This is a genomic window from Thermosynechococcus sp. B3, from assembly GCF_030323045.1.
Taxonomy (GTDB): domain Bacteria; phylum Cyanobacteriota; class Cyanobacteriia; order Thermosynechococcales; family Thermosynechococcaceae; genus Thermosynechococcus.
On record NZ_CP097584.1, the window covers coordinates 316,971 to 343,847 of the forward strand.

At 51.9% G+C, this 26,877-nt stretch carries 29 protein-coding genes; 12 read left to right on the plus strand and 17 right to left on the minus strand.

The genetic code is table 11. The annotated features are described in order from the left end of the window. Positions 1–3: 3 nt before the first annotated feature. The 9 genes from M0646_RS01540 to M0646_RS01580 form a co-directional block, all read right to left on the minus strand. On the minus strand, positions 4–855 hold the full coding sequence (locus M0646_RS01540; protein WP_286649794.1) for a carboxylesterase: 852 nt from the start codon (positions 853–855) through the stop codon (positions 4–6). A 37-nt stretch (positions 856–892) separates the two neighbouring features. Next, positions 893–3,148 carry a formate C-acetyltransferase gene (pflB, locus tag M0646_RS01545; RefSeq protein WP_286626295.1) on the minus strand — a complete coding sequence of 752 codons (2,256 nt, stop codon included), beginning with the start codon at positions 3,146–3,148 and terminating at the stop codon, positions 893–895. A gap of 273 nt (positions 3,149–3,421) precedes the next feature. Further along, positions 3,422–4,459 carry a tRNA dihydrouridine synthase DusB gene (gene dusB / locus M0646_RS01550; RefSeq protein WP_286626296.1) on the minus strand — a complete coding sequence of 346 codons (1,038 nt, stop codon included), beginning with the start codon at positions 4,457–4,459 and terminating at the stop codon, positions 3,422–3,424. A 15-nt stretch (positions 4,460–4,474) separates the two neighbouring features. Further along, positions 4,475–5,437, minus strand: coding sequence for a glycosyltransferase family 2 protein (locus M0646_RS01555; protein WP_286626297.1), 963 nt, complete (start codon positions 5,435–5,437; stop codon positions 4,475–4,477). Between the two features lie 34 nt (positions 5,438–5,471). Beyond that, on the minus strand, positions 5,472–6,362 hold the full coding sequence (locus M0646_RS01560; RefSeq protein ID WP_286649795.1) for a glycosyltransferase: 891 nt from the start codon (positions 6,360–6,362) through the stop codon (positions 5,472–5,474). A gap of 19 nt (positions 6,363–6,381) precedes the next feature. After that, entirely contained in the window at positions 6,382–7,263 is an 882-nt protein-coding gene (locus M0646_RS01565) for an alpha-1,2-fucosyltransferase (protein ID WP_286626299.1), read from the minus strand. Beyond that, positions 7,263–8,342, minus strand: a complete 1,080-nt coding sequence (locus M0646_RS01570; RefSeq protein ID WP_286649796.1) for a glycosyltransferase family 10 domain-containing protein — start codon at positions 8,340–8,342, stop codon at positions 7,263–7,265. Before M0646_RS01570 ends, M0646_RS01565 begins: the two co-directional genes overlap by 1 nt. Further along, complete coding sequence (locus tag M0646_RS01575; protein ID WP_286649797.1) at positions 8,312–8,968, minus strand: FkbM family methyltransferase; 657 nt, start codon at positions 8,966–8,968, stop codon at positions 8,312–8,314. The genes M0646_RS01570 and M0646_RS01575 overlap by 31 nt, the downstream gene beginning before the upstream one ends. A 75-nt stretch (positions 8,969–9,043) precedes the next feature. Beyond that, complete coding sequence (locus M0646_RS01580) at positions 9,044–9,787, minus strand: TIGR00297 family protein (RefSeq protein WP_226971982.1); 744 nt, start codon at positions 9,785–9,787, stop codon at positions 9,044–9,046. A 69-nt stretch (positions 9,788–9,856) separates the two neighbouring features. Here M0646_RS01580 and M0646_RS01585 point away from each other — a divergent pair, with 69 nt between their 5' ends. Further along, positions 9,857–10,699 (plus strand): metal ABC transporter permease, encoded by an 843-nt coding sequence (locus M0646_RS01585; RefSeq protein WP_149817545.1) that lies wholly within the window; start codon positions 9,857–9,859, stop codon positions 10,697–10,699. A 73-nt stretch (positions 10,700–10,772) separates the two neighbouring features. Next, a complete protein-coding gene (gene ftsZ / locus M0646_RS01590; protein ID WP_149817547.1) occupies positions 10,773–12,035 on the plus strand; it encodes a cell division protein FtsZ in 1,263 nt (420 codons plus the stop codon). A 42-nt stretch (positions 12,036–12,077) separates the two neighbouring features. On the opposite strand, the gene M0646_RS01595 is transcribed toward ftsZ, so the two are convergent. Then, positions 12,078–12,944, minus strand: a complete 867-nt coding sequence (locus M0646_RS01595; protein ID WP_149817549.1) for an SDR family oxidoreductase — start codon at positions 12,942–12,944, stop codon at positions 12,078–12,080. 6 nt (positions 12,945–12,950) lie between these two features. After that, positions 12,951–13,784 (minus strand): fatty acid desaturase, encoded by an 834-nt coding sequence (locus tag M0646_RS01600; protein WP_190278153.1) that lies wholly within the window; start codon positions 13,782–13,784, stop codon positions 12,951–12,953. A gap of 319 nt (positions 13,785–14,103) precedes the next feature. Here M0646_RS01600 and M0646_RS01605 point away from each other — a divergent pair, with 319 nt between their 5' ends. Beyond that, positions 14,104–14,301 carry a DUF2949 domain-containing protein gene (locus M0646_RS01605; RefSeq protein ID WP_190278154.1) on the plus strand — a complete coding sequence of 66 codons (198 nt, stop codon included), beginning with the start codon at positions 14,104–14,106 and terminating at the stop codon, positions 14,299–14,301. A 29-nt stretch (positions 14,302–14,330) separates the two neighbouring features. Here the strand turns inward: M0646_RS01605 and M0646_RS01610 are convergent, their stop codons facing one another. Then, positions 14,331–14,786 (minus strand): hypothetical protein, encoded by a 456-nt coding sequence (locus tag M0646_RS01610; RefSeq protein ID WP_149817555.1) that lies wholly within the window; start codon positions 14,784–14,786, stop codon positions 14,331–14,333. A 322-nt stretch (positions 14,787–15,108) separates the two neighbouring features. On the opposite strand from M0646_RS01610, the gene M0646_RS01615 reads away from it, so the two are divergent. Beyond that, entirely contained in the window at positions 15,109–15,453 is a 345-nt protein-coding gene (locus tag M0646_RS01615; RefSeq protein WP_149817557.1) for a carboxymuconolactone decarboxylase family protein, read from the plus strand. Between the two features lie 10 nt (positions 15,454–15,463). On the opposite strand, the gene M0646_RS01620 is transcribed toward M0646_RS01615, so the two are convergent. Continuing rightward, positions 15,464–16,816, minus strand: a complete 1,353-nt coding sequence (locus M0646_RS01620; protein ID WP_149817559.1) for an AAA-associated domain-containing protein — start codon at positions 16,814–16,816, stop codon at positions 15,464–15,466. Positions 16,817–17,003: 187 nt separating this feature from the next. Here M0646_RS01620 and M0646_RS01625 point away from each other — a divergent pair, with 187 nt between their 5' ends. The 5 genes from M0646_RS01625 to msrA all read left to right on the plus strand — a co-directional run bounded on the left by M0646_RS01625 (position 17,004) and on the right by msrA (position 21,318). Continuing rightward, a complete protein-coding gene (locus M0646_RS01625; RefSeq protein WP_149817561.1) occupies positions 17,004–17,357 on the plus strand; it encodes a hypothetical protein in 354 nt (117 codons plus the stop codon). A 106-nt stretch (positions 17,358–17,463) separates the two neighbouring features. Further along, complete coding sequence (locus M0646_RS01630) at positions 17,464–17,940, plus strand: DUF2214 family protein (protein ID WP_190278294.1); 477 nt, start codon at positions 17,464–17,466, stop codon at positions 17,938–17,940. 60 nt (positions 17,941–18,000) lie between these two features. Then, complete coding sequence (acs, locus tag M0646_RS01635; protein WP_286649798.1) at positions 18,001–19,971, plus strand: acetate--CoA ligase; 1,971 nt, start codon at positions 18,001–18,003, stop codon at positions 19,969–19,971. Between the two features lie 37 nt (positions 19,972–20,008). After that, entirely contained in the window at positions 20,009–20,578 is a 570-nt protein-coding gene (locus tag M0646_RS01640; RefSeq protein ID WP_149817565.1) for a DUF4340 domain-containing protein, read from the plus strand. A gap of 80 nt (positions 20,579–20,658) precedes the next feature. After that, entirely contained in the window at positions 20,659–21,318 is a 660-nt protein-coding gene (msrA, locus tag M0646_RS01645) for a peptide-methionine (S)-S-oxide reductase MsrA (RefSeq protein ID WP_149817567.1), read from the plus strand. On the opposite strand, the gene M0646_RS01650 is transcribed toward msrA, so the two are convergent. Genes M0646_RS01650 through M0646_RS01660 form a run of 3 tightly spaced genes read right to left on the minus strand, consistent with a single transcriptional unit; the run spans position 21,315 to position 23,012 of the window. Next, positions 21,315–21,863 (minus strand): pentapeptide repeat-containing protein, encoded by a 549-nt coding sequence (locus M0646_RS01650; RefSeq protein ID WP_286649799.1) that lies wholly within the window; start codon positions 21,861–21,863, stop codon positions 21,315–21,317. The two genes, msrA and M0646_RS01650, sit on opposite strands and share 4 nt — an antisense overlap. 43 nt (positions 21,864–21,906) lie before the next feature. Beyond that, positions 21,907–22,464 (minus strand): DUF4126 domain-containing protein, encoded by a 558-nt coding sequence (locus M0646_RS01655; protein ID WP_149817571.1) that lies wholly within the window; start codon positions 22,462–22,464, stop codon positions 21,907–21,909. Then, complete coding sequence (locus tag M0646_RS01660; protein ID WP_149817573.1) at positions 22,458–23,012, minus strand: shikimate kinase; 555 nt, start codon at positions 23,010–23,012, stop codon at positions 22,458–22,460. The genes M0646_RS01655 and M0646_RS01660 overlap by 7 nt, the downstream gene beginning before the upstream one ends. Before the next feature lie 69 nt (positions 23,013–23,081). On the opposite strand from M0646_RS01660, the gene M0646_RS01665 reads away from it, so the two are divergent. The 3 genes from M0646_RS01665 to M0646_RS01675 are packed head-to-tail and all read left to right on the plus strand — an operon-like array spanning position 23,082 to position 25,500. Then, complete coding sequence (locus M0646_RS01665; RefSeq protein WP_206201448.1) at positions 23,082–23,726, plus strand: J domain-containing protein; 645 nt, start codon at positions 23,082–23,084, stop codon at positions 23,724–23,726. A 49-nt stretch (positions 23,727–23,775) separates the two neighbouring features. Continuing rightward, positions 23,776–24,294, plus strand: coding sequence for an acetolactate synthase small subunit (gene ilvN, locus M0646_RS01670; RefSeq protein WP_149817577.1), 519 nt, complete (start codon positions 23,776–23,778; stop codon positions 24,292–24,294). Next, positions 24,295–25,500 carry an ABC transporter substrate-binding protein gene (locus M0646_RS01675; RefSeq protein WP_286649800.1) on the plus strand — a complete coding sequence of 402 codons (1,206 nt, stop codon included), beginning with the start codon at positions 24,295–24,297 and terminating at the stop codon, positions 25,498–25,500. On the opposite strand, the gene der is transcribed toward M0646_RS01675, so the two are convergent. Further along, positions 25,497–26,846 carry a ribosome biogenesis GTPase Der gene (gene der / locus M0646_RS01680; RefSeq protein ID WP_286649801.1) on the minus strand — a complete coding sequence of 450 codons (1,350 nt, stop codon included), beginning with the start codon at positions 26,844–26,846 and terminating at the stop codon, positions 25,497–25,499. The two genes, M0646_RS01675 and der, sit on opposite strands and share 4 nt — an antisense overlap. Between the last annotated feature and the right edge of the window lie 31 nt (positions 26,847–26,877).

Here is a 26,877-nt window from a genome sequence, read left to right on the forward strand (position 1 = left end):
CAACTATCTTCCCAAAAAGGCGACCACCTTGGCGAATACCTGCTCTCGCTCGACATCAAGGGGGAGCAAGTGATCCGACTCCTTGAACCAGTGCAATTCCTTTTTGGGGCTGCCTAGGTGTTCATAAATCCTCTGCCCCCCTTGGCGGTCAACGACCGTGTCAGCAAGGCTTTGCAGAATCAGTGTTGGCGTTGTGATCAGCGGCAGTTCCCGCTCCACTTGGGCAATCAGGTCGAGGGCACTGCGCACCGCTTGCAGGTTGAAACTTTTGAAAAAGCAGGCGGCTTCTGCTGCTTGGCGTAGGGGGCGATCGCGGATTGGTAGGCTGCGCCGAGGCACCCAAGGAATCCACTGACCAATGGATAGCACCAAAGTTTCTGGAGCCAAGGGCAAAAACCAAGGCCGATAGATACGCAAAAAGGGAGCAAGGAGCACTAGGGCATCAACGGCATAGTGACGGGCAAGATGCAGGGCTAGCGTCCCCCCTGTGGAAAAGCCGATCACCGCAACCGTTGAGTAGCTCTCTCGCAAGGCCTGAAAGGCACTGACGACAGCCTCATACCACTGCGGCCATGTCGAGGCGGGCATTTGGGGAGTGGGGCGATCGTGCCCCGGATAGAGGATGCCCTGAACCGTCCAGCCTGCTTTGTAGAGAACCTCTCCCAAAAGTTGCAGTTCATAAACCCCACCCCCCAAGCCATGGAGTAACAAGCAGGCGCGATCGCCCTCAGGGTGTCTGTGGAAAAAGGGACGATTGACGAGATGAATCAATGCAGTTGCATGCCACACGTTACCAACATAGAAAAAATCTACCCCGATCGCTAGAGCAACCGAGGTAGAGGACGCGACGTTCATCTAGGCGGCAGTTCGCTTAAAGAGCCTAAAGATGAGCCTAAAAGCGTTCATGGAAGGTGCGGTTAATCACATCCAACTGTTGTTCGCGGGTGAGTTTGATAAAGTTCACCGCATAGCCCGACACCCGGATGGTGAGTTGGGGGTACAGTTCAGGGTGATCCATGGCATCCAACAACATTTCGCGGTTAAGCACGTTGACGTTGATGTGGAAGCCTTGGTCGTGGATGTAGCCATCCAGCAGATTCACCAAGTTGCTGATTTGATCCTCCCGTGTCTTGCCAAGGGCACTGGGCACGATGGAGAACGTGTTGGAGATGCCATCTTGGGCATGGACATAGGGCAACTTGGCCACGGATGCCAGTGAGGCGATCGCCCCTTTCGTATCGCGACCGTGCATGGGGTTAGCGCCCGGTGCAAAGGGTTCACCGGCTTTGCGGCCATCGGGAGTATTGCCGGTTTTCTTGCCATAGACGACGTTGGAGGTAATCGTCAGGATTGACTGCGTAGGCACGGCATTGCGGTAGGTTTTGTGTTTGCGGATTTCATTCATGAAGGTTTCCACGACCCACACCGCGAGACTATCCACGCGATCGTCGTTGTTGCCGTACTTCGGAAAATCACCCTTAATCTCGTAGTCCACCGCTAAGCCCTCGGCATTGCGGATCACTTTCACCTCGGCGTACTTAATGGCCGAGAGGGCATCCGCCACCACCGATAGACCCGCCACACCACAGGCCATGGTGCGAAAGACATCGCGATCGTGGAGCGCCATCTCCAGCCGCTCGTAGCAGTACTTATCGTGCATGTAGTGGATGACGTTGAGGGTATTGACATACACCTTCGCCAACCAAGCCATCATCTGCTCAAAACGGGGTAGGACTTCTTCCCACTTCAGGGTGTCGCCCGTAATCGGCGCAAACATCGGTGCCACTTGCTGGCCAGAGACTTCATCCCGACCGCCATTGATTGCGTAGAGCAGGGCTTTGGCTAAATTCACCCGTGCCCCAAAGAATTGCATTTGTTTGCCGACCCGCATCGCCGAGACACAGCAGGCGATCGCGTAGTCATCGCCCCAGTAGGGACGCATCAAGTCATCGTTTTCGTATTGGATCGAACTGGTGTCAATGGAAACTTGGGCGCAGAAGCGTTTGAAGGCCTCTGGCAAGTTTTCCGACCACAGCACCGTCAAGTTGGGTTCGGGGGCAGGCCCAAGGGTATAGAGCGTATTCAGAATACGGAAGCTGGTTTTCGTCACCAATGGGCGACCATCAAGACCCATGCCACCAATGGATTCCGTGACCCATGTGGGATCGCCAGAGAAGAGTTCATTGTATTCCGGCGTCCGCAGGAAGCGCACCATCCGCAGTTTCATCACAAAGTGGTCAATCCATTCTTGGATTTCAGCTTCTGTGGCTGTGCCGTGGCGCAAATCCCGTTCAAAGTAAATGTCGAGGAAGGTGGAGACCCGCCCAAGGGACATGGCGGCGCCGTTTTGTTCTTTGACAGCCGCAAGGTAGCCAAAATAAAGCCACTGAATCGCCTCTTTGCCATTGGCCGCTGGCCGCGAAATATCAAAGCCATAGCTGGCGGCCATTTCCTTGAGTTCATTGAGGGCTTTGATTTGCTCTGAGAGTTCTTCCCGTAGGCGGATGGTTTCGTCGTCCATGACATCCAGTTCTAGGGAAGCCTGCTGTGCCTGTTTGTCGGCAATCAAGCGATCTACCCCATAGAGAGCCACGCGGCGATAGTCACCAATAATCCGACCGCGGCCATAGGCATCCGGCAGTCCCGTAATGATCCCCGATTTACGACAGCGGCGCATTTCGGGGGTGTAGGCATCAAAGACGCCATCGTTATGGGTTTTGCGATATTTGGTGAAGATTTCCTTCGTGCGCGGATCCAATTCGTAGCCGTAGGCCTTGAGGGAGGTTTCAACAACGCGAATGCCACCAAAGGGCATAATCGCCCGTTTCAGGGGCTGATCGGTTTGCAGGCCAACGATTTGCTCTAACTCGCGATCAATGTAGCCCGGTGCGTGGGCTGTAATCGAAGAGGGGATACTGGTATCGGCATCAAGGACGCCTTTTTCGCGCTCTAGTGCCATCAGATCGCGCACTTTTGCCCATAGTTGTTGGGTGCGATCGCTAGCGCCTGTGAGGAAGGAGGCATCCCCAGCGTAGGGGGTATAGTTGCGTTGAATAAAGTCGCGCACATCAATGCGATCGACCCAATCACCACCCGTAAATTCTCGCCATGCCGCTTCGGGCAATTCTGTGTAGCGTGTACAGTTCATAATCAATGTTCCTCATCAAGTGTACAGCAATTTCTCGCGATCGCCCTTCACCAATAGCGATCGCCCCTTCAAACCAGCAAGAACCTGCTAACTGCAAATGCTAGAAAATACGCAAGAGATTAAGCGATTGCGATCAAACGAGAAATGCAAATGAACTTTTTGTAGGCCAAGCCTCATCACTCTTTTTCGGCCTGCTCACGCCTACACTTTCATTATACTCCCTATAATCTAGGGGCTGATTTTTGCAAAAAGTAAAGCATTCTGTTCATTGCTTTAGGCCGCGATCGCCCTCATTTCTTGGGCATTTTGCAACCGCTCAATTGCTACATCCAGCAGGGCTAAACCAGCCTCTAGGGTTTCAATGCGACACAATTCACTGCGCAGTTCTGCGGCATCAGCAAAGCCCTTAGCGTACCACGTCAAATGTTTACGCGCTTGGCAAATCCCCCGTTCCCCCTTGTATTCCCAGAGGGCAATGAGATGATCCCGCGCACAGTGCAGACGTTCAACCACCGTTGGCGCAGGCCGCAATTCCCCGGTTTTCAAAAAGTGATCAATTTCCCCCACCAAGAAGGGATAACCCATCGTTCCCCGCGAGCACATCACACCATCTGCGCCGGTTTGCTCCAAGCAGCGCACTGCCGCTTCCACCGAGAAAATATCGCCATTGGCAATCACGGGAATACTGACGCGCTCCTTCACCCGCGCAATCCACTCCCAGCGGGCTGGGCCATTAAAGCCTTGGGCACGGGTCCGCCCATGAACCGTAATCATTGCCGCGCCAGCATCTTCCATCGCCTTGGCAAAGTCAAGGATATTAATCTCCTGATCGCTCCAACCAATGCGGGTTTTGACCGTAACCGGCACAGGCACCGCCTTGGAGACCGTCCGCACAATTGTTGCTGCCGTTTGCACATCCCGCAGCAGCGAAGAACCACCGCCATTCTTCGTAATTTTATTCACGGGGCAGCCCATATTGATATCTACCGTATCCGCCCCTTCAGCCACTGCCTTTATCGCTGCTTCTGCTAGAAAATCAGGGCGACAGTCAAAAAGCTGAATACTAATGGGGTGCTCATTGGCATCCACTTCCATGATCCGGGGCAATGTTTTCAGATAGTGCAACCCCGAAGCACTGACCATCTCCGTGTACATCATTGAGTCGGGGGCATAACGGCGCACCAATCGCCGAAACACCAAATCAGTTACCCCGGCCAACGGGGACTGCAAGACCCGACTATTGACCGTAACAGAGCCAATCTGCAATGGCGTTGCCAAACGGGCTTTTAGCTCTGGAGACAGGGTTGACATAGCTCCCACGAAAGCTCAATGCTGCTGCTGCGGTGTTTGCTCTTGATAGGCTGAATAGACTGCCCGCACATTATACCAGTTCAAAAAGATGCGAGCCACTTCCAAGGCATCTTGAGGGCGACCGATGTTAATCAGCCATTGCAACAGGGGCGCCAGTGTTTTTTCATTGAGAATGCCGCCGAGGGATAGGATGGCCCAAAGGAAATAGTGAAAGGGCGTCATTTGAATCATGAGCTTCACTTCCCAAATGGGATGCTTTTTATAGAACAAGACCCCCATTCGTCCCCTTTCAATCTCTTTCTGAATCAGGGTGGGCACTTGACTGAGGGAAAAGGGGGGATGCCAGTGGTAGCCAACGGCTTCGGGGCACTTCAGTAATCGCAAACCCAATTTCTTGAGGCGCACCCCTAGTTCTAAATCTTCCCAGCCGTAGAGCTGAAACTGGGTATCAAAGAGGCCTGCTTTTTCCAACCAATGGCGGGCGATCGCCACATTCCCCGTTGCAAAATAGGCGGCTGAAAAATCAATGATTTTGTAGGGTTCTGAGGTGGGGTCTTCAAAGTTACAGGTATTAATCACACGGCCATAGGAAAAAGCAGGAACCTGAGTAATATCCTCAATGCCAAGACGTTCTTTTTCTTGGGTTAAGCACTTCCCATGGGCTTCTAAAAACGTTTCCGTCACTACCAAATCACTATCGATAAAAATAATCCAGTCCCCCTGAGCCACCTGAAGCCCCAAGTTACGGGCAGCCGCAGGGCCAAGATGTTCCTGTTGAAGCCAGCGGACACAGGGAAACGCTTCACGATGTGCCTCAAGCCACTCAATGGTGTTGTCTGTTGAGCCATCGTCAACAATAATGACCTCATAGCCCTCAATGCCTAAGTCTGGATTCCACGTTTGATGGGCGATCGCGCGAAGACACTTTTCTAGAATGGGCAAGCGATTATAGGTAGGAATTACGACACTAAAAAACATAATCACTCCAGAAATGTGGTCTTGAGCTACTCAACTAGCTTGTTCTATCTAAAACCCAACTATGAAAACGGTGAGAACAAAGGCGCGGGAATGCATGGTGGAGAATTTTTTCTGCTTCTGTTCCTTTATAACATTGCTTTAACTGCCGCAGGAGTTGGAATGTTTTCCACAAGTCTTTCTCTGCTTCTTGAGCCTCAGTTGGTGAAATTCCTAGCTTGGCACTCAGTAGTTGTTGCCAGTGGCGCGAACGAATCCGTTGACTATTTTGAGCTTGCTGCCGACGATAAAGGCTGGAGGTTTGTTTGCGATGTACTCGGTACTGCAGAAGCACCTCTGGGACATTTCCCATCTTGAACCCTGCCGCCCATGCCCGCTGCCAGAGATCATAATCTTCCACCAGTGACCACTCAGAGGAGTACCTCAGTTCTTTGAAAACACTGGAGTGACCCATTACAGATGGATGGGCAAAAGGTACACCAAATAACAATTCAATTTCGCAACCTTCATGGGAAGGAGGATAGTGCCAAGAACCAATCGCTGACCCAATGAGCTGAACAGATGAGCCACAAAGATGTAATTTATTTTTTTCTAGAAATTCAAGTTGACTTTCTAACCTGTTAGGTAAAGTCAAATCATCTGCATCCATTCTAGCGATATATTGACCCTTAGCAAGTTCAATTGCTTGATTCAGTGTATAAATCAAACCTTGATTATCCCGACGAATTAAATGAATACGAGCATCAAGTTTTGCATAATCTGATAAAATTTCAAAGGAGTTATCCGAAGAACCATCATCAATAACAATGAGTTCAAAATCATTAAAGGATTGATTAAGAATAGAATTTATAGCTAATTCAATATATTGGCCAGAATTAAAAACTGGTAAAATAACTGAAATAGTCGGACTGTTGTGTATATTCATCATTAACAATAACTAAATCATCTCAAATTCTAATCCAAGTCTTTGGAATTAAATCCGAATCATCTTTATCAGAGGTAGCGAACCATTTTTGAGGAGCAATTACAATTTTTTCAGGGCTATTATTTAGCCAAGCTCCCCACCAACTAAACGTACTGTTGGCAATAATATGATGACGACATAGACTCATGAGGCGCATATCATTGTAGCTCTCTTGAGCAGTATTATTTTCTACATAAAAAATTGGATAAGAAGTTTTCAAGTTTGATTTTGCCCATTCAGCTTCGTCTGAAAAAACAAAGAATACAGGATCATCTATAAGTGACGTGATATATTCAATGGCTCGATAGTAATAGTCAAGCTGACAGACGCCATGAACTTTATGGGTCATAGGATTTGAAACATAGTCTCCACGACGAATATGGAGACTAATTGAATGACACTGGGTAATTTTATCTGCCCATTGAGCATTTATTTCTGACAAGGGTTGCCTAAACTTGAAATCTTCCCGTAGAACGTCAGCAATTTCGCTAAAGTATTTTTCTGATTGCCAGTAACCCTGAAGGTAGGCAGTGCTGGGGATAGAGTGAATTTGTTCCCAATAGTGATAGTGAGGTTCAAGAATCAGTCGCCCCTTACATAGCGCTGAAAGTTGCAGGTTGGCGATCGCTCTTCTGATTGTTGGCACCCCCCACCACCCCAAAACAGACTTCAAATCCTCAAGAGAAGCAATCGGAGCCTCACAGCAAAATACACGATGTAGTTCAAACCCTTGATGAAGCTGGTAGCTTTCAAAATCCGAAATATCCAAGCGCAAGGGCACTCCCCTAGTCATAGACAAAGCCCTTCCTAAAGCATACTGGAACATCTGATTGCCAAGGCCACCGATAAGATTGACAAAGATCATTATTCCGAGTGTTTATGACTAGCGTTGACTTGATCCAAAATGCCGTGAACGATGGTCTGCACAAAGTGAGCAATAGAAAACCGCTGTGCTTGAGGAGAGTGCAGAAAATTCCAAATCGCTTGCTGGTAGCCTTTATAGATCTCTTCTGGCATCGTCTTGAGAAAATCGTACAAAGAGTCGTAGGAAGAAAACTCTCTACGGTCAATAAAACAAGCCTTAGGAATGTAGTCGGTAATGTCTGGTGCCCCCCAGTAGATCGGCACGTTCCCGGCGCAAAAGGCATCAAAAATTTTCTCTGTGATGTAACCACGAAAAATCGCGTTCTCATAGACAATTGAGAAGCGGGACTGTCGTAACACTTCACTCTTTGTGGGCGCAATGCCCCGCCAAGACGGAAACGGGGGCAATGGTCTGTGAATCCACCTTTTTTCTAAGGCGTGAATGATCTCTCCTACCACGGGCTGTCGGGCTGAATGATTCCAACCGTGACCATAAAGGGCAAAGTCCTGTGGTGCATGACGTTCAAACCAGCGAATAGCTCTGACCCGCTCGCGGTAGAGATCTTGATACGGAGCCCACCAAGCCAAAGCCTTATTACTGTTGATTAAAACAACCAACTGAGGACGTTGCCCATAGCCATCTACACCACCTGTTACCTTGAAGGGGTGAGGCAGTTGAATTTGCTGAGCCTGCTTGATAGCTAGGTCAGGGTTCCAAGTAAACACACTTTGATAGCGACGCAATAAGAACCGCTGCCCATTGGCTGGATAGATCAAGGGATGTTCAGTGAGAATTACAAACTTTGGAGACTTAGAGCGGGGAGCTTGAACATTAAGATGGAGTTCAAAATCGGGGTCATTACAGCATTGATCGAGGCCGACAAGTTCAACGCCTTGGGCACAAAACCCCTCCCGCAGGGCAACCCAAGGCTGTGTTAGCCCGTCTGGAGATCCATTCGGATCAAAAAATACGGTTGTGGGAATATCAGGATAGACAAAAAGACCAGTTAATCCTTGCTTTGTCATTGCATGATTTTCTAGGTTAAAACTCAAATGCTCTTTAGGCGCCAGCTTTCCCAAACAAATTCATAATTCCACATTTCAATATGAGTTCTTGTTAACTTAAAGCGCAAATTCTGACGCTTTTGTTCTGAGTTCTCAACAAAATTATGAAACTGAATCTGAAGATATTTTATCTTTTCTATTAAATCAGAATCGATGAGCTTTTTCACTAAATTATACTCTCCTCCTTCAATGTTAATTTTCATCAAATCTACTTTTTCGATACCAAGCTCCTTGAAAACAGTAGCACAGTTTCGTAGTTGAGCTATTTCCTCTGATGTTTTTGAATTTCTTTTATAAAAACTTGACGATTCCTCAGCTATGTGAATTTGGGAAATTTCATCGACGTTGGACAGTCCATAATTCAGGACAATAATCTTTGCATTACCAGCAAACCGTTTCTTACAAATATGATAGAAGACTGAAACCGGTTCAAAAACAAATACTCGACAATTGAATTTCTCATGAATGAGAGCAGTAAAGTCTCCTTTATATCCCCCCACATCTAGGACAATGCTCTCTGCATCAAGTGGATAATCAAGCCGCAAGGTACTATCGCCTTTATCTCGAAACCAGCGACGAACCTCTCTTTGAAATGAGTTTTGAATTAGCAATGAGTCAAGCCAGTCTAAAACTTTGTTCATACCTGAAAAATTTGATAAATGTCAATAAATCAAATGAGGTAAATCCCTAGGTCACTAACAGCCCGCTTACAACGCTTACGAAGCGATAAAAACGGCTACCATTGCCACGAAAGCTCCCACCGTTGTGTTGATGCCGTTAACGATTTCATTACTCAGCCAAGTGTAGCGTTCCTGAAGGGTAGCTCCCACCAGACTCTCCACAAGGTTGGCTAGGAAAGCAGCAAGAATACAAATGGGGATGGCGATCGCCCCCATCAAGTCCACACTCCAGCCTAGCACAGCAATCACGGTGGCACCAATTAGACCGGCCAGTGTTCCCTCTAAACTCACCGCTCCCTCTGTCCCGCGGGGCACCGGTTGTAATGTGGTGATGAGGAAGGTGCGCTGGCCATAGGCTTTGCCCACTTCACTGGCACAGGTATCTGAGAGCTTGGTGCTAAAACTGGCCACAAACCCCACCAAAAATAACTCCCGCCATTGGGGCAGCAGGAGAGCAAGGAGTGCACAGAGGGTGCCTGTAAAGGCTGATCCCCAGACATTCTCTGGCCCGCGCGCCCCGGAGCGTTTTTCAGCAATGCCTGCGGCCTCTTTTTCGGCCATGCCGATGCGGGTGACGGCTGAACCGACAAGGAAATAAACCATGACAATCAGATAGCCCTGCCAGCCTAAGGTGCCCCAAATCAGTACGCCGAGGAGCCACGCATGGAAAAGTCCCGCCGCGGTCAGTAACTTCTGCCGCGCAAGGAGGGCGATCGCTCCAAGGAAGGTGTTGAGCAAAATACCTATCCACCAAGGGTTCAGTAAAAGACTGCCATCCACAAGAACTGCACTCCGACTGTACTGGCAGCACCTTATCATAATCATACTTTTCAAGATAGAGGACAGAGGATGAACACTTGGCTACTAGAGCCGCTGCAACACACATTTATGGTCAAGGCACTAGGGGTGAGCACCCTTGTGGGCTGCGTTTGTGCGGTATTGTCCTGTTTTTTAACCCTAAAGGGCTGGGCCTTGATGGGGGATGCGGTGTCCCATGCAGTGCTACCCGGTGTGATCTTGGCCTATTGGCTGGGGCTGCCCTTTGCCTTAGGTGCCTTTGTTTTTGGTTTGATGGCCGTGACCCTCATTGGCTTTATTCAACGGCAGACACGGGTGAAGGAGGATACGGTCATTGGCTTGGTGTTTACGGGCTTTTTTGCCTTGGGGTTGGTGCTGCTCTCGAAGACTGCCAGCAGTGTTGACCTGATGCATATCCTCTTTGGAAATGTCTTGGGGATTAGCGATCGCGACCTCTGGCAAACAGTGATTGTGAGCCTCATGACACTGATCACGATCGCCCTATTGCATCGGGATTTGATCCTCTTTTGCTTTGACCCGACCCATGCCCGCACCATTGGCCTAAATACAACGCTGCTGTACTATCTCCTGCTGGCGTTGCTATCCCTCACCACTGTCGCTGCCCTGCAAACCGTGGGCATTATTCTCGTCGTGGCGATGCTAATTACACCGGGGGCAACGGCCTATTTGCTGAGCGATCGCTTTGGCATCATGGTACTCATTGCCTTGGCAGTGGGTGGCCTTGGCAGTTTATTGGGAACCTACATCAGTTACTATCTCGATGCGTCAACGGGGGGTTGTATTGTTGTTCTGCAAACAGTGATTTTTTTGCTGGCGATGATTTTTGCCCCCAAGCACGGTCTGTTGGCCAAAGCCCGCTCTCCCCTGAGTTAGGTTTAAGGATTATTTTGTGGGGTGTTGCCGATGCCTTTGCTAGAGTTCATGATATAGTTGCCCCATATTTATCATGGGTGAAGACAGTTGCGTTATGGAGTCAGATCAACAGTGGCCTACGGAACCTGTTCCCTCTGAAGTCCCCGCCTCCTTTGTTTCGGGAGAGGTAGGCATTGCATCTGGCGACAATGGCCATGGCGCACCAACCGATGTGTTAAGGAGTTATGACAGCTTGGTGGAAACTTCAGCAGCGCGCATCAAAGTGATTGGTGTCGGTGGGGGCGGTGGCAACGCAGTCAACCGCATGATTGCCAGTAATGTGGCGGGTGTTGAATTTTGGTGCGTCAATACTGATGCGCAGGCGATCGCCCAATCCCAGGCTCACCGCTGCCTGCAAATTGGCCAGAAACTCACCCGTGGTCTCGGCGCCGGTGGCAACCCCGCCATTGGTCAAAAAGCGGCTGAAGAATCCCGCGAAGACCTTGCTGCGGCACTCAAGGATGCCGATTTGATTTTCATTACCTGCGGCATGGGTGGCGGTACCGGCACTGGCGCTGCCCCAATTGTGGCTGAAGTGGCCAAGGAACAGGGCGCCCTAACTGTTGCAGTGGTAACCCGCCCCTTTACCTTTGAGGGTCGCCGTCGCGCTAGCCAAGCGGATGAAGGAATCGAAGCCCTGCAAAGTCGTGTTGACACTCTCATCGTGATCCCGAATGACAAGATTCTCTCAGTGATTTCGGAGCAAACATCGGTTCAGGATGCGTTTCGAGTGGCCGATGATGTCCTGCGCCAAGGGGTTCAGGGGATTTCCGACATTATTAACCTGCCGGGGCTGATTAACGTTGATTTCGCCGATATTCGTTCGGTGATGGCTGATGCCGGTTCTGCCATGATGGGTATTGGTATTGCCTCTGGCAAGTCACGAGCTACGGAAGCTGCCGTCAGTGCAATTTCTTCGCCCCTACTGGAGGGGTCGATTGAGGGTGCCAAGGGCGTTGTCTTCAATATTACGGGGGGCACAGATCTCACCCTCCATGAGGTCAATGCCGCTGCCGAGGTGATCTACAATGTGGCCGATGCTAACGCCAATATCATTTTCGGTGCGGTGATTGATCCCCAAATGCAAGGGGAAGTTCAAGTCACCGTTATTGCCACTGGCTTTAGTGGTGAACCCATTAGCCGCACTCGTGCCACAACCAAAACGACACCCCTAACGAACCGCCCCCTAACGATGGCATCGCCTCCCCCGGAAGCCCCTGCACCACAACCAGAGGTTGAAGCCAAGCCGAAGTTAGACATTCCTGAGTTTCTCCAGCGACGGCGACCGAATCCTTAGGTATTAAAGGTGCCTATTTCTAACAGGGGATGGCAGGCCGTCTCAAAGACCTAATTCGCGGGCGATCGCTAGTAACCCCTCGCGGTAGGAAGGATAGCGGAGCTGAACGCCTAAAACCCGCTTGATTTTGTCATTGCGGACTCGGCGGGATTCGCGCCAAAAGGACTGGGCCATTGGACTCAGATTGGCTGCCTCTAAAGGGATGGCTGGTGGGGCTGGGCGACCCAAAAGACGATAGGCCTCGAGTAGAACAGGGAGCGACTCTGAGGGTTGATCATCACTGAGGTTATAGATTTCCTGCGGCGTGGGTTGTGCCAGCGATCGCTCAAGGGTTTGGACAATATCCACCACATGAATACGGCAGAAGTAGTGTCCCGGTTTATCAATGAGTTGCACATCCCCCTTGAGAATACGAGCAATGGGATTGCGTCCTTCTCCGGGGCCATAGATGCCGGGGAGTCGAAAGATATGGGTGGGCAGATTGGAGTTGAGAAAGGTTTGCTCAATGCTGACGCGGTGTTGTGAACGCAAATTTTGGGGATTGACGGGTGTGGTTTCATCTACCCAGCCCCCTTGGCGATCGCCATAGACCCCCGTTGTCGAAAGGTAGCCAAACCAGTGCAGATTCAGTTTCTCTAACTGCGGCAACAGTGCCAGCGCAACCGCATCCTCCCCTTGGCGATCAGGAGGAATACTATTGAGGATGTGGGTTACCCCCTCAAGGGCGGCTGGTGCTAAGGGGACTGGCTCCCCCTGCTGCTCCCATGTAAAGGGAAAACAGGGAACAGTGCTGAGTTCTGGCGGCGGCTCTCCCCGACGGTTGGTAATGACCACATCAATGCCTTGGGCTTGGAGCGATCGCGCCAACCACGTTCCCGTATAACCGCAACCGAGAATGAGAACCCGCATTGCGCTCTAGTCTTGGGAAGAGGCTGCTGGTGCTTCTACCAAACGCACCTTCGTAGCCAAACCCAGCAATTGCAAGAAGCGAATGGTGAGCCACGTCAGATCCAGTTCCCACCACTGCAACCCATGGCGTGCCGAGTATTGATAAGCATGATGATTGTTATGCCAACCCTCGCCAAAGGTTAACAGGGCGACCCACCAGCAATTCGTTGAGTGATCCGTGGTTTCAAACGTGCGATAGCCAAAGGCATGGGTGGCACTATTCACCAGCCAAGTGGTGTGATAGACCGTTACAAGGCGCACAAAAATTCCCCAAACCACAAACGGCCAACCGCCCCAGAGGTAAAGAACAATGGCCAAGACCACCTGAATTGGTAGAAAGGACTTGTCAAGAAACTGATACACCGGATCATCCGCAATATCTTTGGTGAAACGGGGAATCTCTGCCTCCGCTGGCACCTCACGAAACATCCATTCAATATGGCTCCACCAAAAGCCCTTACGGGAATCGTGGTGATCATTGGGTTGATCGGAGTACAGATGGTGATGGCGGTGCAGCCCAACCCACCAAATCGGCCCCCCTTGCATTGAGAGTGTGCCGCAAAAGACCAAGAAATACTCTAACCACTTGGGCACTTGGAAGCTGCGATGGGTAACGAGGCGGTGCCAACCAAGGGTAATACCAATGCCAGCAGTCAACCAGTGAAGTGCAAGCGCCAGCAGGACTGCCTTCCAACTAAACATGCCGGGTAAAAACGCAAGAAGAGCACCGAGGTGCACAAAAATAATAAAGGTCGCCGTAGGCCAGGCAATGGGGGGTTTGGCAACGGTGGCTTGGGTCATGAACACATCCGTAAAACAACTGATTCGGCTGCTGTTCTCTCTAGGCTGAGCTTGAACAACACCCATCAGACTTTAGTATAACGAGCTACGGTTGAGTATCTTTACTTAGGGTGTTTTTCCCAAGACCAATGATTCGGCAATCCCCCCTATAAATTCCCTCTGGTGGGGGAAGTCTCTGGGGAGAGTGTCCCCGAAAATAGCAGGCATCATACCAAATAGCAGGCTGATTATTTCACTTTCTGTGGTTTTGTAACGAAATGTTGCATTTTCTCAGATTAATCCCTAGGATAGAGGGTAAGGTGTGGTAGTTATAGGAATCATGAAAACGCCACGTTGGACACGACTCATTGACTTCCTACAGCGGGAGATGGCACTGCCCACCGCTGCCATTGACTTCGGCCTCAAGCACTGCGATGAGCAGGTGAATCTGTTGCCCGTTGTTCTCTGGCAGTATGGCTTGGTGAGCCTTGAGCAGCTTGACCGCATCTTTGACTGGCTAGAAACCAGTCACTCCTAGTGGCGCTCTCAGAATTCCTTTATTTAGGCTTAATGAATCACGGTTTCCTTAGCAACAAAGTCATAGCTCTGGGAAATCCCTAATTGCTGAGGCAGAGAGATGGGACTTTGCCAGCCCACGGGTTGAATTGACAACAGGGGTGAGGGACTCTTGAACGTTCCCCAGAGATGAACCTTCTGACCGAGTAGCTCGGGCGGAACGGTAATTTTGTAACTGCAACCATGACTACCAGCAGGGGACAAAGTAGCGGTGGCACCCCCCACTGGAAAGCCGCCGGGAGGATGCAGTGTGGCATTAATCACAATCTCATTGCAGGAGATAGAAGGAGATTTATTGATCTTGCCGATAATCGTAGGGCGCACCCGTACATTACTTGGGGGTTGCAATTGCACGGTCTGGGTGGCAGCTAGAGGTACAGCACGGCTCACAGCGGGGCTGAGGGCAACGGCGAGGCAGGCGAGGAGTAAACCTTTTTGATTCAGCATTTGGGTGTCCTTTGTGTGAATGGAGAGAACAGTTTTGTCTAGCCCCTATGGGGTGAATACTCTTATCCTAGGTGGGCTGACTAAGAACATCCGTGGCGTTTCTCACCCGCAACCGATGATGCTCATCACCAAGGGCGGTGACCGTCGAACATGTTTAGCCTGCACTCCCCCATCCTCGCGTCACAGGTGGGGGTTAGGGCGCGGTAATGTAGCGAAGCGGAGTTGCCAATAGACTAATGAAGAAGAAAAAACGTTGAAGTTTCGGGCGGGTAGCCTCCTTCAGCGGCGATGATAGGCGTAACACGATTGTTTGAGAACAGCGATGTACACCGAGCAAATTAACCACATCAAATCCTACACGGCAAAGCTAACGGCAGCGATGCCCGATGCCATGAAGGCCTTTTATAGCTTGAGTCGGGCCTCGTCAACCCCCGGTGCTCTTGATACCAAAACCAAAGAGTTGATTGCCCTAGCCATTGGGGTTGCCAAACACTGTGACGGCTGCATTGCCTTCCACACCCGTGCTGCTTTGCATGCAGGCGCAACCCCTGAAGAAATCATGGAAACCCTCATGGTGACTGTAGCCATGGATGGCGGCCCTGCCTTGATGTATGCCACCCATGTGATGGAGGCGCTAGAGGAGTTTACCCAAGCGCAGACCCATTAGGAAATTCCCCTCAGACTGCTGTCGTTTCAAGGGGCAATGGCTCCTCGGGTTCACTGACTTCAAGGAAAATTTCTTTGGCCGGTTCGTCGTAGCTAAAGAGTTCGGCGTAGCGTCCCCAGTCAATGGCGGTATTGAGCTGGCGATCGGCCTCCTGCGGCGTAAAGTGCCGCTCTAAAATATCCAGCACCAAACTTTCGGGAATGCGGTGGTTTTGCTTGGCCATTAGGAAAGTGTGGATTTGCTGCACAAGGCGAATATGCTTGAGGAGTTGTTGGCGAATAATCAGCTTGCGCTGGTCAATGTCCCCCTGAATAAAGGCATTGCCAATCGGGGTCACGCTGATGTCTCCCTCCTTGAGTTCCACCAGTTCCATCATCTGGGCGGCTTCGACAATGGGCAGAATATCATCTAGCTCCAGTTGCAGCTCTTGGGCAATGCGGTAGAGGTCTTCTTTGCGGTGTTCTAAGAGTTCCAATAGACCGGCGATCGAGCCAATGCGCACATGGGGTAGCAGCGGATAACGCGGTTCTTGACTCGTGGGCAGGGTAGCTGGCTTGGGTTCCAGTTGCTCCAATTCATCCACATGGGGATTGGTGAGAATTTTATAGATGCGATCCACGGTAGCTTGAAACTCGGGGTTCTTGCGATCGCGATAGTGGGGCAATGTCACTGGAAAGTCAGCGCGGACGCGACCGGGGTTGCTCCCCAAAACAATAATGCGATCGGCGAGAATGACCGCTTCTTCAATGTGGTGGGTGACAATCAAAATACTCTGGGTAGGAATTTTATGCTCTAGCCACAGATCGAGAAGTTCAAAACGCAGGTTCTCTGCTGTCAGTACGTCCAAGGCGGAAAATGGCTCATCCATACACAGGAGTTCGGGTTCTACCGCCAAGGCACGGGCAAATCCCACCCGCTGCCGCATCCCCCCCGACAGTTCCTTGGGGTAGGCGTTTTCAAAACCATCCAAGCCAATAATGTCAATCATCCGCAGTGCCTTGCGGCGGCGCGATCGCGGGCCTTCTCCTAGAGCCTTTAGCCCCAATTCCACATTTTCTAAAACCGTTAGCCACGGATAGAGCGCCGAACTTTGAAAGACAATCGCCGCCCCCGGATTTAGGCCCTGCATTGGCTGCTCGCGGTACAAGACCTGCCCAGACGTAGGCGCAACCAAACCCGTAATAATGCGCATCAGGGTTGACTTACCGGATCCCGATGGCCCTAGGAGCGCAACAATTTCCCCCGTGCGCAATTCAAGGTTAATATTTTCCATAATGCTAATGACCTGACCGTTGGGCTGACGGTAGGCCTTACCCACATCCAGTAAGCGGACGAGCGATTCCCCTTTGGTTTTGGCGTGCATGGTCCTGCATCCTGTGGCATTTCCACCGTTAACCTACCATGAGGATTCAGGTCTTGGAAAACCTAGGGGACAAAAATTGCTACTAGGGTTAGCGATCGCCACTCATTTGCGGAATTTTGGATAGCCCCCCTTAGGGTTTTATTGTAAACTGATCAGCGGTTTCTTCACAAAAGGTAACAATTCCGCTATGGGACTCTTTGATGGCCTTTTCCGTCGGGGCAAGCAAGCTGACGCCCAACCCAGCAAAGACTTTTTTCTCGATCCCGATGCAGCCAAGACCTACGGCAACATTGAGTACATGCGTACCGCCAAGGTCGTGAAAAAAACGTTCCCTGCGACCGGCGGTGCCAAAGAAGAGGTAGAAGTGGTGGAGTTGGTCTCCTCCATCGAAAAGGTAAATCCAGAGGCAGAAAACAAAGGTAAACCCGAACCCAGTGTCAGTGATGTAGTGACGCCCCCAGTAGAAGAACAGGAACGGCGTCGCCGTGATCCCAGCTTAGATCGCTTTCGCTCCATGGCCAAAGATCTACGCCGTGGCTAAAGCCTAAAAACCTGTGGGGGTTGGCACTTGCGCATCCCAAGGCTGCCCCCTAGGATCAATACAGCCCTTTTTGCAAAGTCTCCCTCTCGCCAAGGAACGCTATCGGATGAACACCCTTTGGAGCAGTGCCGCGATCGCCTATCTGCACTACCTCAGCTTTATGGTGGCTTTTGCTGCCCTTGTGGTGGAGCACCTCACCCTGCGCAAGGATATAGACCTTAAACAGGCTTGGCGATTAGTGATTACGGATGCCCTCTATGGCATTGCTGCGGTGACTGTTCTTGTCACGGGCATTTTGCGGGTTCTCTATTTTGGCAAAGGCACTGAATATTATTTGGCCAACCCCATCTTTCACCTCAAGGTAGGCTTATTTATTTTGGTGGGGCTATTGTCGCTGTATCCAACAATCTCTTTTCTACTGTGGATTAAACCGCTGCGGGAAGAGAAGGCTCCCACCCTCGAGTTACCGACTGTGCAGCGTTTGACTTGGGTGATTCGGGCTGAATTGGCCTTTCTCAGTGCCATTCCCTTTTTGGCAGCGATGATGGCGCGGGGGATTGGCTTGGATTGGATTCAACGGTAATACTCTTCAGCAGGGGAGCGATCGCCCCTATGATAGATCTTGCTGCCACGGATAAAACGGATGAGTCATCCCACAATTGAATCCATTCTTCAGGAAAACCGCCTTTTTTATCCCCCCGCTGATTTTGTGGCCAAGGCGCGGATCAATTCCCTTGAGGCCTACAATACCCTCTACGAAAAGGCCAAAGCCGATCCCGCTGCCTTTTGGGGCGAATTGGCACAACAGGAATTAGAGTGGTTTCAACCTTGGGATCAGGTGCTGGATTGGCAGCCCCCCAATGCCAAGTGGTTTGTCAATGGCAAAATCAACATCACCTACAACTGCTTGGATCGCCACCTCAAGACTTGGCGCAAGAATAAAGCAGCCTTGATCTGGGAAGGAGAACCCGGCGATAGCCGCACCCTCACCTATGCCCAACTGCACCGCGAAGTCTGCCAATTTGCCAATGTCCTCAAGCAACTGGGGGTGAAAAAGGGCGATCGCGTCGGTATTTATATGCCGATGATTCCAGAGGCAGCCATTGCCATGTTGGCCTGTGCACGGATTGGCGCCCCCCACTCAGTGGTCTTTGGGGGGTTTAGTGCCGAAGCCTTGCGCGATCGCCTCATTGATGCCCAAGCCAAGCTGGTGGTTACGGCTGACGGTGGCTGGCGCAAAGATGCCATTGTGCCCCTCAAGGATCAAGTGGACAAAGCCCTAGCCAATCAGGCGGTTCCCAGCGTTGAACATGTCTTGGTGGTGCAGCGCACGCAGCAGCCAGTGACCATGGTGCCCGGTCGCGATCACTGGTGGCATGATCTGCAAAAGGGGGTCAGCGCTGACTGTCCTGCCGAACCCATGGACAGCGAAGATTTACTCTTTATTCTCTACACCTCTGGCTCCACCGGCAAACCCAAAGGCGTTGTCCACACCACAGCGGGTTACAACCTCTACACCCACATCACCACTCAATGGGTCTTTGACCTCCAAGAGAGCGATGTCTATTGGTGTACCGCTGATGTTGGCTGGATTACGGGTCACAGCTACATTGTCTATGGGCCGCTGTCCAATGGGGCAACCACCCTCATGTATGAAGGGGCACCCCGCGCCTCCAATCCCGGTTGCTTCTGGGATGTGATTGAGAAGTATGGGGTGACTATTTTCTACACAGCTCCCACGGCTATTCGTGCCTTCATTAAAATGGGCGAACACTTGCCCCGCGCACGGAACCTCTCTTCTTTGCGCCTCTTGGGAACCGTGGGTGAACCTATTAACCCCGAAGCATGGATGTGGTACTACCGGGTCATTGGCGGTGAGCGCTGTCCCATTGTGGATACGTGGTGGCAAACAGAAACAGGGGGGCACATGATCACCTCACTGCCGGGGGCGATTCCGATGAAACCCGGCTCTGCCACCAAGCCCTTTCCGGGGATCCTGGCTGATGTCGTGGATCTCGAGGGTAACCCTGTCGGCGTCAACGAGGGCGGCTATCTGGTGATTCGTCACCCTTGGCCGGGGATGATGCGCACAGTGTATGGGGATCCCGATCGCTTCCGCCGCACCTATTGGGAACACATTCCGCCTCGCGATGGCCAGTACGTTTACTTTACCGGTGATGGTGCCCGCAAGGATGAAGATGGCTACTTTTGGGTGATGGGACGGGTTGACGATGTGATCAATGTCTCCGGTCACCGCTTGGGCACCATGGAAATTGAATCGGCATTGGTGTCCCATCCTGCTGTTGCTGAAGCAGCCGTTGTCGGTAAACCCGACGAGGTCAAAGGGGAAGAAATCGTTGCCTTTGTGATTCTTGAAGGGTCGGCTACCCCCAGCGATGCTCTCCAACAGGAATTAAAGCAGCACGTTGTCAATGAAATTGGTGCCTTGGCACGGCCGGCGGAGATTCGCTTTACGGATGCCCTGCCCAAAACGCGATCGGGCAAAATCATGCGGCGGCTCCTGCGTTCTCTTGCGGCTGGCCAAGAGGTGGCTGGGGATACTTCAACATTGGAAGATCGCTCAGTGCTGGATAAGTTGCGCCAAGGGGTTTGAGGGTCTTCCCTATCAATGAGTCTATAATTGATAGGTTATGGCAACTGGCATCCGCACACAAACGCTAGTTCTTTTAGCAACGGCAGCCATTTTGGGTGGTGGCCTCTATCTTTTTGAACAACAACTGCCTACTCCCAATAGCACTGATACAGCGGCAAAAAAACCTCTGTTTGGCTTTCAAGAAGGGGATGTGGTGGCACTGAAAATTATTACCCCTGATTACAGCCTAAACCTGAGAAAGTTGGTTACAGGTCACTGGGTGATTGATCGGGAAAAGCAAACCCCCGCAGAGGAAGGGACGGTTGTGTTCCTATTAAACCTGTTAACCACTGGTCAGCGCGATCGCTCGCTGCAGGTGCCTGTAGCCCGTGCGGCCGACTATGGCCTAGCACCCCCTATGGCCACTGTGGATATCACCCTTAAAGATGGCCAGCAGCACCGTTTACACTTGGGGGACACCACCTTTGACGGCCTCAAGCTCTACGCGGAAATTGACCCGCCAGCGGAACCGCGCGAAAAAATGACGGTGACCCTCGTGCCCCTTGATCTTAAAAATGCCCTCCAGCGCCCCCTACAGGAATGGGAGCGTCAGCAAGCAGCAAACTAGAACGCTGTGACTTCTGGCACGACTCCCCAAAAGCTCGTCAGAATATAAAAGCGTAGTGAACTATCGAGTGGACATCAGCCATGGGATTCTTCGGATTCAAAAAGTTGACAATGCCTAGCCCCAGTGCCGCTCTACCCGGCCGAGCAGAACCCATGCCCGTGCCAGAGGCTCATCTTGTGAATGGTCATCCCCTCACCCCTCCCTATCCCGAAGGCATGGAGTTAGCCATGTTTGGTATGGGCTGTTTTTGGGGAGCTGAGCGCAAGTTTTGGCAGGTGCCGGGGGTCTATGTCACCGCTGTGGGCTATGCTGGCGGCTATACCCCCAATCCCACCTATGAGGAGGTGTGCACGGGCATGACAGGTCACAACGAGGTGGTGCGCGTGGTCTTTGACCCCCAGAAGGTGACCTATGAAGAATTGCTGAAGGTCTTTTGGGAAAACCATGACCCCACCCAAGGCATGCGCCAAGGCAATGATGTGGGGACGCAGTATCGCTCCGGTATTTACTACTATTCCCCTGAGCAAAAAGCCCTTGCCGAGGCCAGTCGCGATCGCTACCAAGCAGCCCTAAAAGCCGCCGGTTATGGCACGATCACCACTGAAATTCTACCAGCGCCTGAATTTTACTTTGCCGAACCCTACCACCAGCAATATCTCCATCGCAATGTCAATGGCTACTGCGGCCTTGGAGGCACAAAGGTTCCCTACGAACTGATGAGCGCCACCCCTAGCGCCTAGTGGAGATTGAGGCGATAGGGCATACGGGGACGGTAAGCATCGCTAAAGTTGGTCTGACTGACAGTGGCATTGTTTAACCGTGCCCACTGCATATTGGCTTGCTCAAAAGTGGCACCGTTGAGATTGGCGCGGCGAAAATCCCCATAGCGGACATCGGCTCCCGTTAAGTTGCTGTTGTTGAAATTGGCACGGCGGGCACGACTATGGCGCAAAATCGCACGGCTCAGGTTAGCACCACTGAGATTGGCCTGTTCTAGGTTAGTTCGTTCTAAATAAGCGGCGGTGAGGTTGGCATTACTCAGATTCGTCCCGACCAAATTGGCCACCATGAGGTTAGTATCTTGGAGGTTGGCGCCCTGAAGATTGGCGCCGCGCAAATTTGCCCCTGCTAAGTTATAGCCCCGTAAATCGACATTCCGCAGATCACAGCCGGGACAAGCATTGGTTTGCACCAGTTGCTGCATGGGGGAGGGCATGGCAAAAGCAGCACCGCTGGTAAGCGCCGCACTAATCATTGCTGTTGCGATCAATGCTTGCTGGTTCACATTCACATCCTCCTGCCACGCTAGAGAGACTTTAGCACAAGTCCTAGGAATTTAGCCGTTGGCGGCGGGAGCGCTGATGTCGTTGTTGCCAATCCTTAGCACTGCGAACGGCCAACCACAACAGGAGTAAGGCAATTAACCCGCCCTGCTTGGGTGCCCTGAGGGCAAATAAAATTAACAGCATACACAGGATATCCTGCCCGACAATCACCCAGCGGGGTAACTTCCCCAGCCGATAAAACCAACCCACCTGCACCAATTGCAACACAAAGGCAAAAAGACCACTCAGGGTACCAATGAGCCACTGCGGTGTCTCTGTTGCTGTTGCCACGGTCATGCCAAGGAGGGCACCCACAAGGGGGCTAAAGCACAGTTGTACAAGGATAATCAGGCGGTAGCCCCAGACATTGCGGGACAGGAAGATCTCCAGAAACGACCAAGCGGCTAACACACCAACCACGCCATAGGGGGAAAAATGGCGCAGTAAAGGCACCTGTGACCACAGTTGTTCCCCCTGCAATAGACCAATCAACAGGAGGGGCAGTGCCAGTCGTAGCCCGCCGGCCGCTGCTGCTGAAAGAATCGCTAGAACTTCTAGCATGATGGCTCTATGGGTTTCAAGATATTGGGGAGGGTTTCCCACAGGCGATCGCACACCGTTTGCGGGGTATCCTCAGCCGTAATCGCCAGTTCTAAATCCGCCTGCGCATAGAGGTATTGACGCGCTTGCAGCAGTTCACTCAAGCGTTCCTCAAGGGGCTGATCCTGCAACAGGGGACGTTCCTGATCTTGGCGCAGGCGCTGACAGAGCACCGCAAGGGGGACATGAAGCCAGACGACAATGCCATGGCGCAAATAACTCCAGTTCATCGGGTTGAGGACAATGCCGCCACCGGTGGCCACGACCAAATGATGGTAACTAGAGACTTGTGCTAAGACCTGTTGTTCCAACTCCCGAAAAGCAGCCTCCCCCTCTTGGGCAAAGATCTCGCGAATCGGTCGTTGGCGAAACTCCGTAATCACTGCATCTGTATCCACAAACCCGTAGCCCAAACGTTGGGCCAGTATCCGACCCGTAGTGGTTTTACCGGCACCCATCATGCCCACAAGATAGATATTGACTCCCCCAAGGCGTTCTTGCAGTTCCATAGATAACCATTTCTCGACACCGCCAAATCAGCACTTTAACCTAAATATGGAGGTCTTCTCACCATTTCGATGTCCCAGCCCAATCCCTACGTGACACTACAGGTGGCAGTAACGGCGACCCAAGCCGAGATTAAGGCCGCTTATCGCCGCTTAGTCAAGCAGTATCACCCCGACTACCATCCTAGCGATCGCTCCAGCCATGAGCGGATGGCCGCCATTAACGCCGCCTATGAAATCTTGGGGGATGAGCAGTGTCGGCAGGCCTATGATGCCCAGCACCGTGTCCAGCAAACAACCGCTCAGCCTGATGTGCAGCGTTCCCAAGCGGCCGATCGCGAGCTAGAGCAATGGCTGACCCTCACCTACAACCCCGTGAGTCGGATTATTGAGGCGGTCTTGCGATCGCTCCCCCGCCAGATTGATGCCCTTGCGGCTGATCCCTTTGATGATGACCTCATGGATCACTTCCTTACCTACTTGCAGGACTGTCGTCGCGCCCTCACCCGCGCCCGCTATACGTTCCAAGCCCAACCCAACCCCGCTGCTGTGGCCAAGGTGGCAGCCCACCTCTATTACTGTTTGAATCAACTGGTGGATGGTCTTGATGAGCTAGAGCAATTTAGCCACAGTTACGACGATCGCTATTTGCACACTGGGCAGGAACTCTTTCGCATTGCCCAGCGCCTCTTCGCAGAGTGTCAGCTTGTCCGCTAAACTAGAGAGAATCAGCATCCCAGCATGGCAGCAAGATTCAATCCCAGTTATGAAACATACCCTATCGGTTTTAGTGGAAGATGAGGCGGGTGTGCTCACTCGCATTGCCGGTTTATTTGCGCGGCGTGGCTTTAACATTGAGAGCTTAGCGGTAGGCCCTGCGGAGCAAATTGGCATCTCCCGCATTACGATGGTCGTGCCCGGCGACGATGCCATCATTGAGCAATTGACCAAGCAACTCTACAAGCTGATCAATGTCCTCAAGGTGCAGGATATTACCACGATTCCCTGTGTGGAACGGGAACTGATGCTCTTGAAGGTGAATGCCACCGCCAGCACCCGCTCTGAAATTCTTGAGCTGGTACAAATTTTCCGTGCCAAGGTGGTAGATGTATCGGATGATTCCCTGACTATTGAGGTGTCGGGTGACCCCGGCAAGATGGTGGCCATTGTCCAAATGCTCAATAAATTTGGGATTCGCGAAATTGCCCGCACCGGGAAGATTGCCCTTGTGCGCGAGTCCGGGGTGAATACGGAATACCTGAAGTCCTTGGAGGCACGGGTCTAATTGGCGGGGAAGTATCGCTGGTTATTACTTGCACTAGGGGCGATCGCCCTCAGTAGCTGTACCGCAACGGAGTCTCCCTCAGTAAGCAACAATTCATTACCCCTTGGGGTTGCCCTCGCTCAAACCGGTAATGCTGCTCTCTACGGCCAAGAGGCTCTACAGGGGGTGCAAGTCGCCGGGGAGTTTTTCAACCAAGCCGGCCAGATCAAGGGGCAGACCCTACGGCTGGTGATTCAGGATACCGGCAGTGATGAAGCGGGGGCAGTGAATGTTTTTCAAACCTTAATCAATCGCGATCGCGTGATTGGCATTGTTGGCCCCACCCTCTCGCAGCAGGCTTTTAGTGCCGATCCTATTGCCGAGCAGGCTGGTGTCCCCGTGGTGGCTCCTTCCAACACCGCCCGTGGCATTCCCGAAATCGGTGCCTTCATTAGTCGCGTCTCCGCAGGGGTGGATGTGGTGGCGCCCACGGCAATTCAAGCAGCCCTTGAGATTAATCCCAACATTCGCCGAGTGGCGGTCTTTTTTGCCCAAGACGATGCCTTTAGTCGCTCAGAAACTGAGATTTTTCAAAAGGCCATTCGCGAGAACCCCAAGCTTGAATTGGTGACTGTCCAGCAGACCCAAACCACGGATACCAACTTCCAAGCCCAAATCAATGCCACCCTCAATCTCAAACCTGATTTAATTGTTATCTCCGGCTTAGCAGCAGACGGCGGTAATCTCATTCGTCAACTACGGGAATTGGGCTACCAAGGTCTAATTTTGGGCGGGAATGGCGTCAACACAGTCAACCTCTTCCCCGTTTGTCGTCGCCTCTGCAATGGCGTTCTGGTGGCGCAGGCCTATAATCCCGAAAACCCCGATCCCATGAATGTCAAGTTTCGCGACGCCTTTACAGCCAAATATCGTCAAGCCCCCTCTCAATTCAGTGCTCAAGCCTTTACGGCAGTTCAAGTCTTTGCGGACTCCTTGGCACGACTGTCTCAAGAAAAGAACCTGTCGGAATTGCCCCTTGCTGATTTGCGTCAGGCCTTGAATCAAGAGATTCTCAAGGGAGTCTATGAAACCCCCCTTGGGGAAATTCGCTTTACCCCTGAAGGCGAAGTGCTGCAACGCTTCTTTTACGTTGGCCAGATTGAGATGAGTGAGGATGGCCAGAGTGGGAAGTTTAGTTTGGTGAAAAAAGTTGAACGCCAACCCTAACGGGCAACTAACTCAGCAGCTTCACGAGGTTTCTTACTGCGCCAAAGGAGACGAATGGGGGTGCCTCGAAATCCCAGTTGTTGGCGAATTTGCCCTTCAATGTAGCGGCGATAGTTGTCCTTGAAGAGTTTGGCATCGTTGACAAAAATCGCAAATGTTGGCGGCTGGGTGGCCACTTGGGTGGCGTAGTAGATTTTCCCCTGGCGGCCTTGGCGAGTCGCGGGGGGCGTATGCCAGCGCAGAGCTTCTTGGATGACTTCATTGACCACTGCCGTACTGACGCGGCGACGATGTTGTTCAACTGCCGCATCCACAGCGGCAAAAATTTTCTCGAGGCGTTGACCTGTCTTTGCGCTCACAAAGAGAGCCTCTGCCCACTCCAGAAAATGCAGCCGCTGATACAGGCGATCGCGATAGGTATTGATCGTATAGGTATCCTTTTCGGGAACGGCATCCCACTTGTTCATGATCAGCACACAGGCTCGTCCTTGATCGGCAATGTGACCGGCAAGGCGCTGATCCTGTTCGGTAATTTCTTCCAAGGCATCTAAAACCAGAAGCACCACATCAGAGCGATGAATGGCCTTAAAAGCTCGGTGGACGCTAAACATCTCAGGCCCGTAGGCCACATGACTCCGCTTACGAATGCCGGCGGTATCAATGAAGCGGTACTGGGTGCCATTGTGTTCAATCACGGTATCAATGGCGTCACGGGTGGTACCTGAAATCGGACTGACAATAGCGCGATCGCTCCCAATCAAGGCATTGAGCAAACTGGATTTGCCCACATTGGGACGCCCAGCAATGGCCACCTGAATTTCCGGCGCCTCGGGGAGCGTTGCCGCTGCGGGTAAGTGGGTCATCAACTGATCCAGCAATTCCCCCGTACCGCTGCCATGAATACTGGAAATGGGGTAGGGTTCCCCTAGACCCAGCGCCCAAAATTCTGCCGCCTGCGCCTGACCCATTTGAGGAGATTCGCATTTGTTGACCGCCAGTAAAACAGGAACAGGATGCTGTCGCAACCAAGCCGCAATCTCATAGTCCAGGGCAGTGGGTCCTGCTTGGCCATCTACCACTAAAATTGCAGCTGTTGCCTCCTGCAGAGCCAGTTCCGCCTGTTGGCGAATCAGGGGGAGAAACTCACTGTCATCGTCAAAGACGAGTCCGCCGGTATCCACCACCAAGAACTCCCGATCGCGCCAAAAGGCTGGGCGGTAGGTGCGATCGCGGGTTACACCGGGCTGATCGTGGACAATGGCATCCCGTTCCCCGGCCAAGCGATTGACAAAGGTGGACTTGCCCACATTGGGGCGTCCTACAACGGCAACAACGGGCAAAGCCATAGGCGTGTTGTTTGCAGAATCAGGCTTTAGT

Bases quoted from the DNA above. Each gene is read 5' to 3' on its own strand.
- M0646_RS01540 (WP_286649794.1), bottom strand. From the start codon at position 855: ATGAACGTCGCGTCCTCTACCTCGGTTGCTCTAGCGATCGGGGTAGAT.
- pflB (WP_286626295.1), bottom strand. From the start codon at position 3,148: ATGAACTGTACACGCTACACAGAATTGCCCGAAGCGGCATGGCGAGAA.
- dusB (WP_286626296.1), bottom strand. From the start codon at position 4,459: ATGTCAACCCTGTCTCCAGAGCTAAAAGCCCGTTTGGCAACGCCATTG.
- M0646_RS01555 (WP_286626297.1), bottom strand. From the start codon at position 5,437: ATGTTTTTTAGTGTCGTAATTCCTACCTATAATCGCTTGCCCATTCTA.
- M0646_RS01560 (WP_286649795.1), bottom strand. From the start codon at position 6,362: ATGATGAATATACACAACAGTCCGACTATTTCAGTTATTTTACCAGTT.
- M0646_RS01565 (WP_286626299.1), bottom strand. From the start codon at position 7,263: ATGATCTTTGTCAATCTTATCGGTGGCCTTGGCAATCAGATGTTCCAG.
- M0646_RS01575 (WP_286649797.1), bottom strand. From the start codon at position 8,968: ATGAACAAAGTTTTAGACTGGCTTGACTCATTGCTAATTCAAAACTCA.
- M0646_RS01585 (WP_149817545.1), top strand. From the start codon at position 9,857: ATGAACACTTGGCTACTAGAGCCGCTGCAACACACATTTATGGTCAAG.
- ftsZ (WP_149817547.1), top strand. From the start codon at position 10,773: ATGGGTGAAGACAGTTGCGTTATGGAGTCAGATCAACAGTGGCCTACG.
- M0646_RS01595 (WP_149817549.1), bottom strand. From the start codon at position 12,944: ATGCGGGTTCTCATTCTCGGTTGCGGTTATACGGGAACGTGGTTGGCG.
- M0646_RS01600 (WP_190278153.1), bottom strand. From the start codon at position 13,784: ATGACCCAAGCCACCGTTGCCAAACCCCCCATTGCCTGGCCTACGGCG.
- M0646_RS01605 (WP_190278154.1), top strand. From the start codon at position 14,104: ATGAAAACGCCACGTTGGACACGACTCATTGACTTCCTACAGCGGGAG.
- M0646_RS01610 (WP_149817555.1), bottom strand. From the start codon at position 14,786: ATGCTGAATCAAAAAGGTTTACTCCTCGCCTGCCTCGCCGTTGCCCTC.
- M0646_RS01615 (WP_149817557.1), top strand. From the start codon at position 15,109: ATGTACACCGAGCAAATTAACCACATCAAATCCTACACGGCAAAGCTA.
- M0646_RS01620 (WP_149817559.1), bottom strand. From the start codon at position 16,816: ATGCACGCCAAAACCAAAGGGGAATCGCTCGTCCGCTTACTGGATGTG.
- M0646_RS01625 (WP_149817561.1), top strand. From the start codon at position 17,004: ATGGGACTCTTTGATGGCCTTTTCCGTCGGGGCAAGCAAGCTGACGCC.
- M0646_RS01630 (WP_190278294.1), top strand. From the start codon at position 17,464: ATGAACACCCTTTGGAGCAGTGCCGCGATCGCCTATCTGCACTACCTC.
- acs (WP_286649798.1), top strand. From the start codon at position 18,001: ATGAGTCATCCCACAATTGAATCCATTCTTCAGGAAAACCGCCTTTTT.
- M0646_RS01640 (WP_149817565.1), top strand. From the start codon at position 20,009: ATGGCAACTGGCATCCGCACACAAACGCTAGTTCTTTTAGCAACGGCA.
- msrA (WP_149817567.1), top strand. From the start codon at position 20,659: ATGGGATTCTTCGGATTCAAAAAGTTGACAATGCCTAGCCCCAGTGCC.
- M0646_RS01655 (WP_149817571.1), bottom strand. From the start codon at position 22,464: ATGCTAGAAGTTCTAGCGATTCTTTCAGCAGCAGCGGCCGGCGGGCTA.
- M0646_RS01660 (WP_149817573.1), bottom strand. From the start codon at position 23,012: ATGGAACTGCAAGAACGCCTTGGGGGAGTCAATATCTATCTTGTGGGC.
- M0646_RS01665 (WP_206201448.1), top strand. From the start codon at position 23,082: ATGTCCCAGCCCAATCCCTACGTGACACTACAGGTGGCAGTAACGGCG.
- ilvN (WP_149817577.1), top strand. From the start codon at position 23,776: ATGAAACATACCCTATCGGTTTTAGTGGAAGATGAGGCGGGTGTGCTC.
- der (WP_286649801.1), bottom strand. From the start codon at position 26,846: ATGGCTTTGCCCGTTGTTGCCGTTGTAGGACGCCCCAATGTGGGCAAG.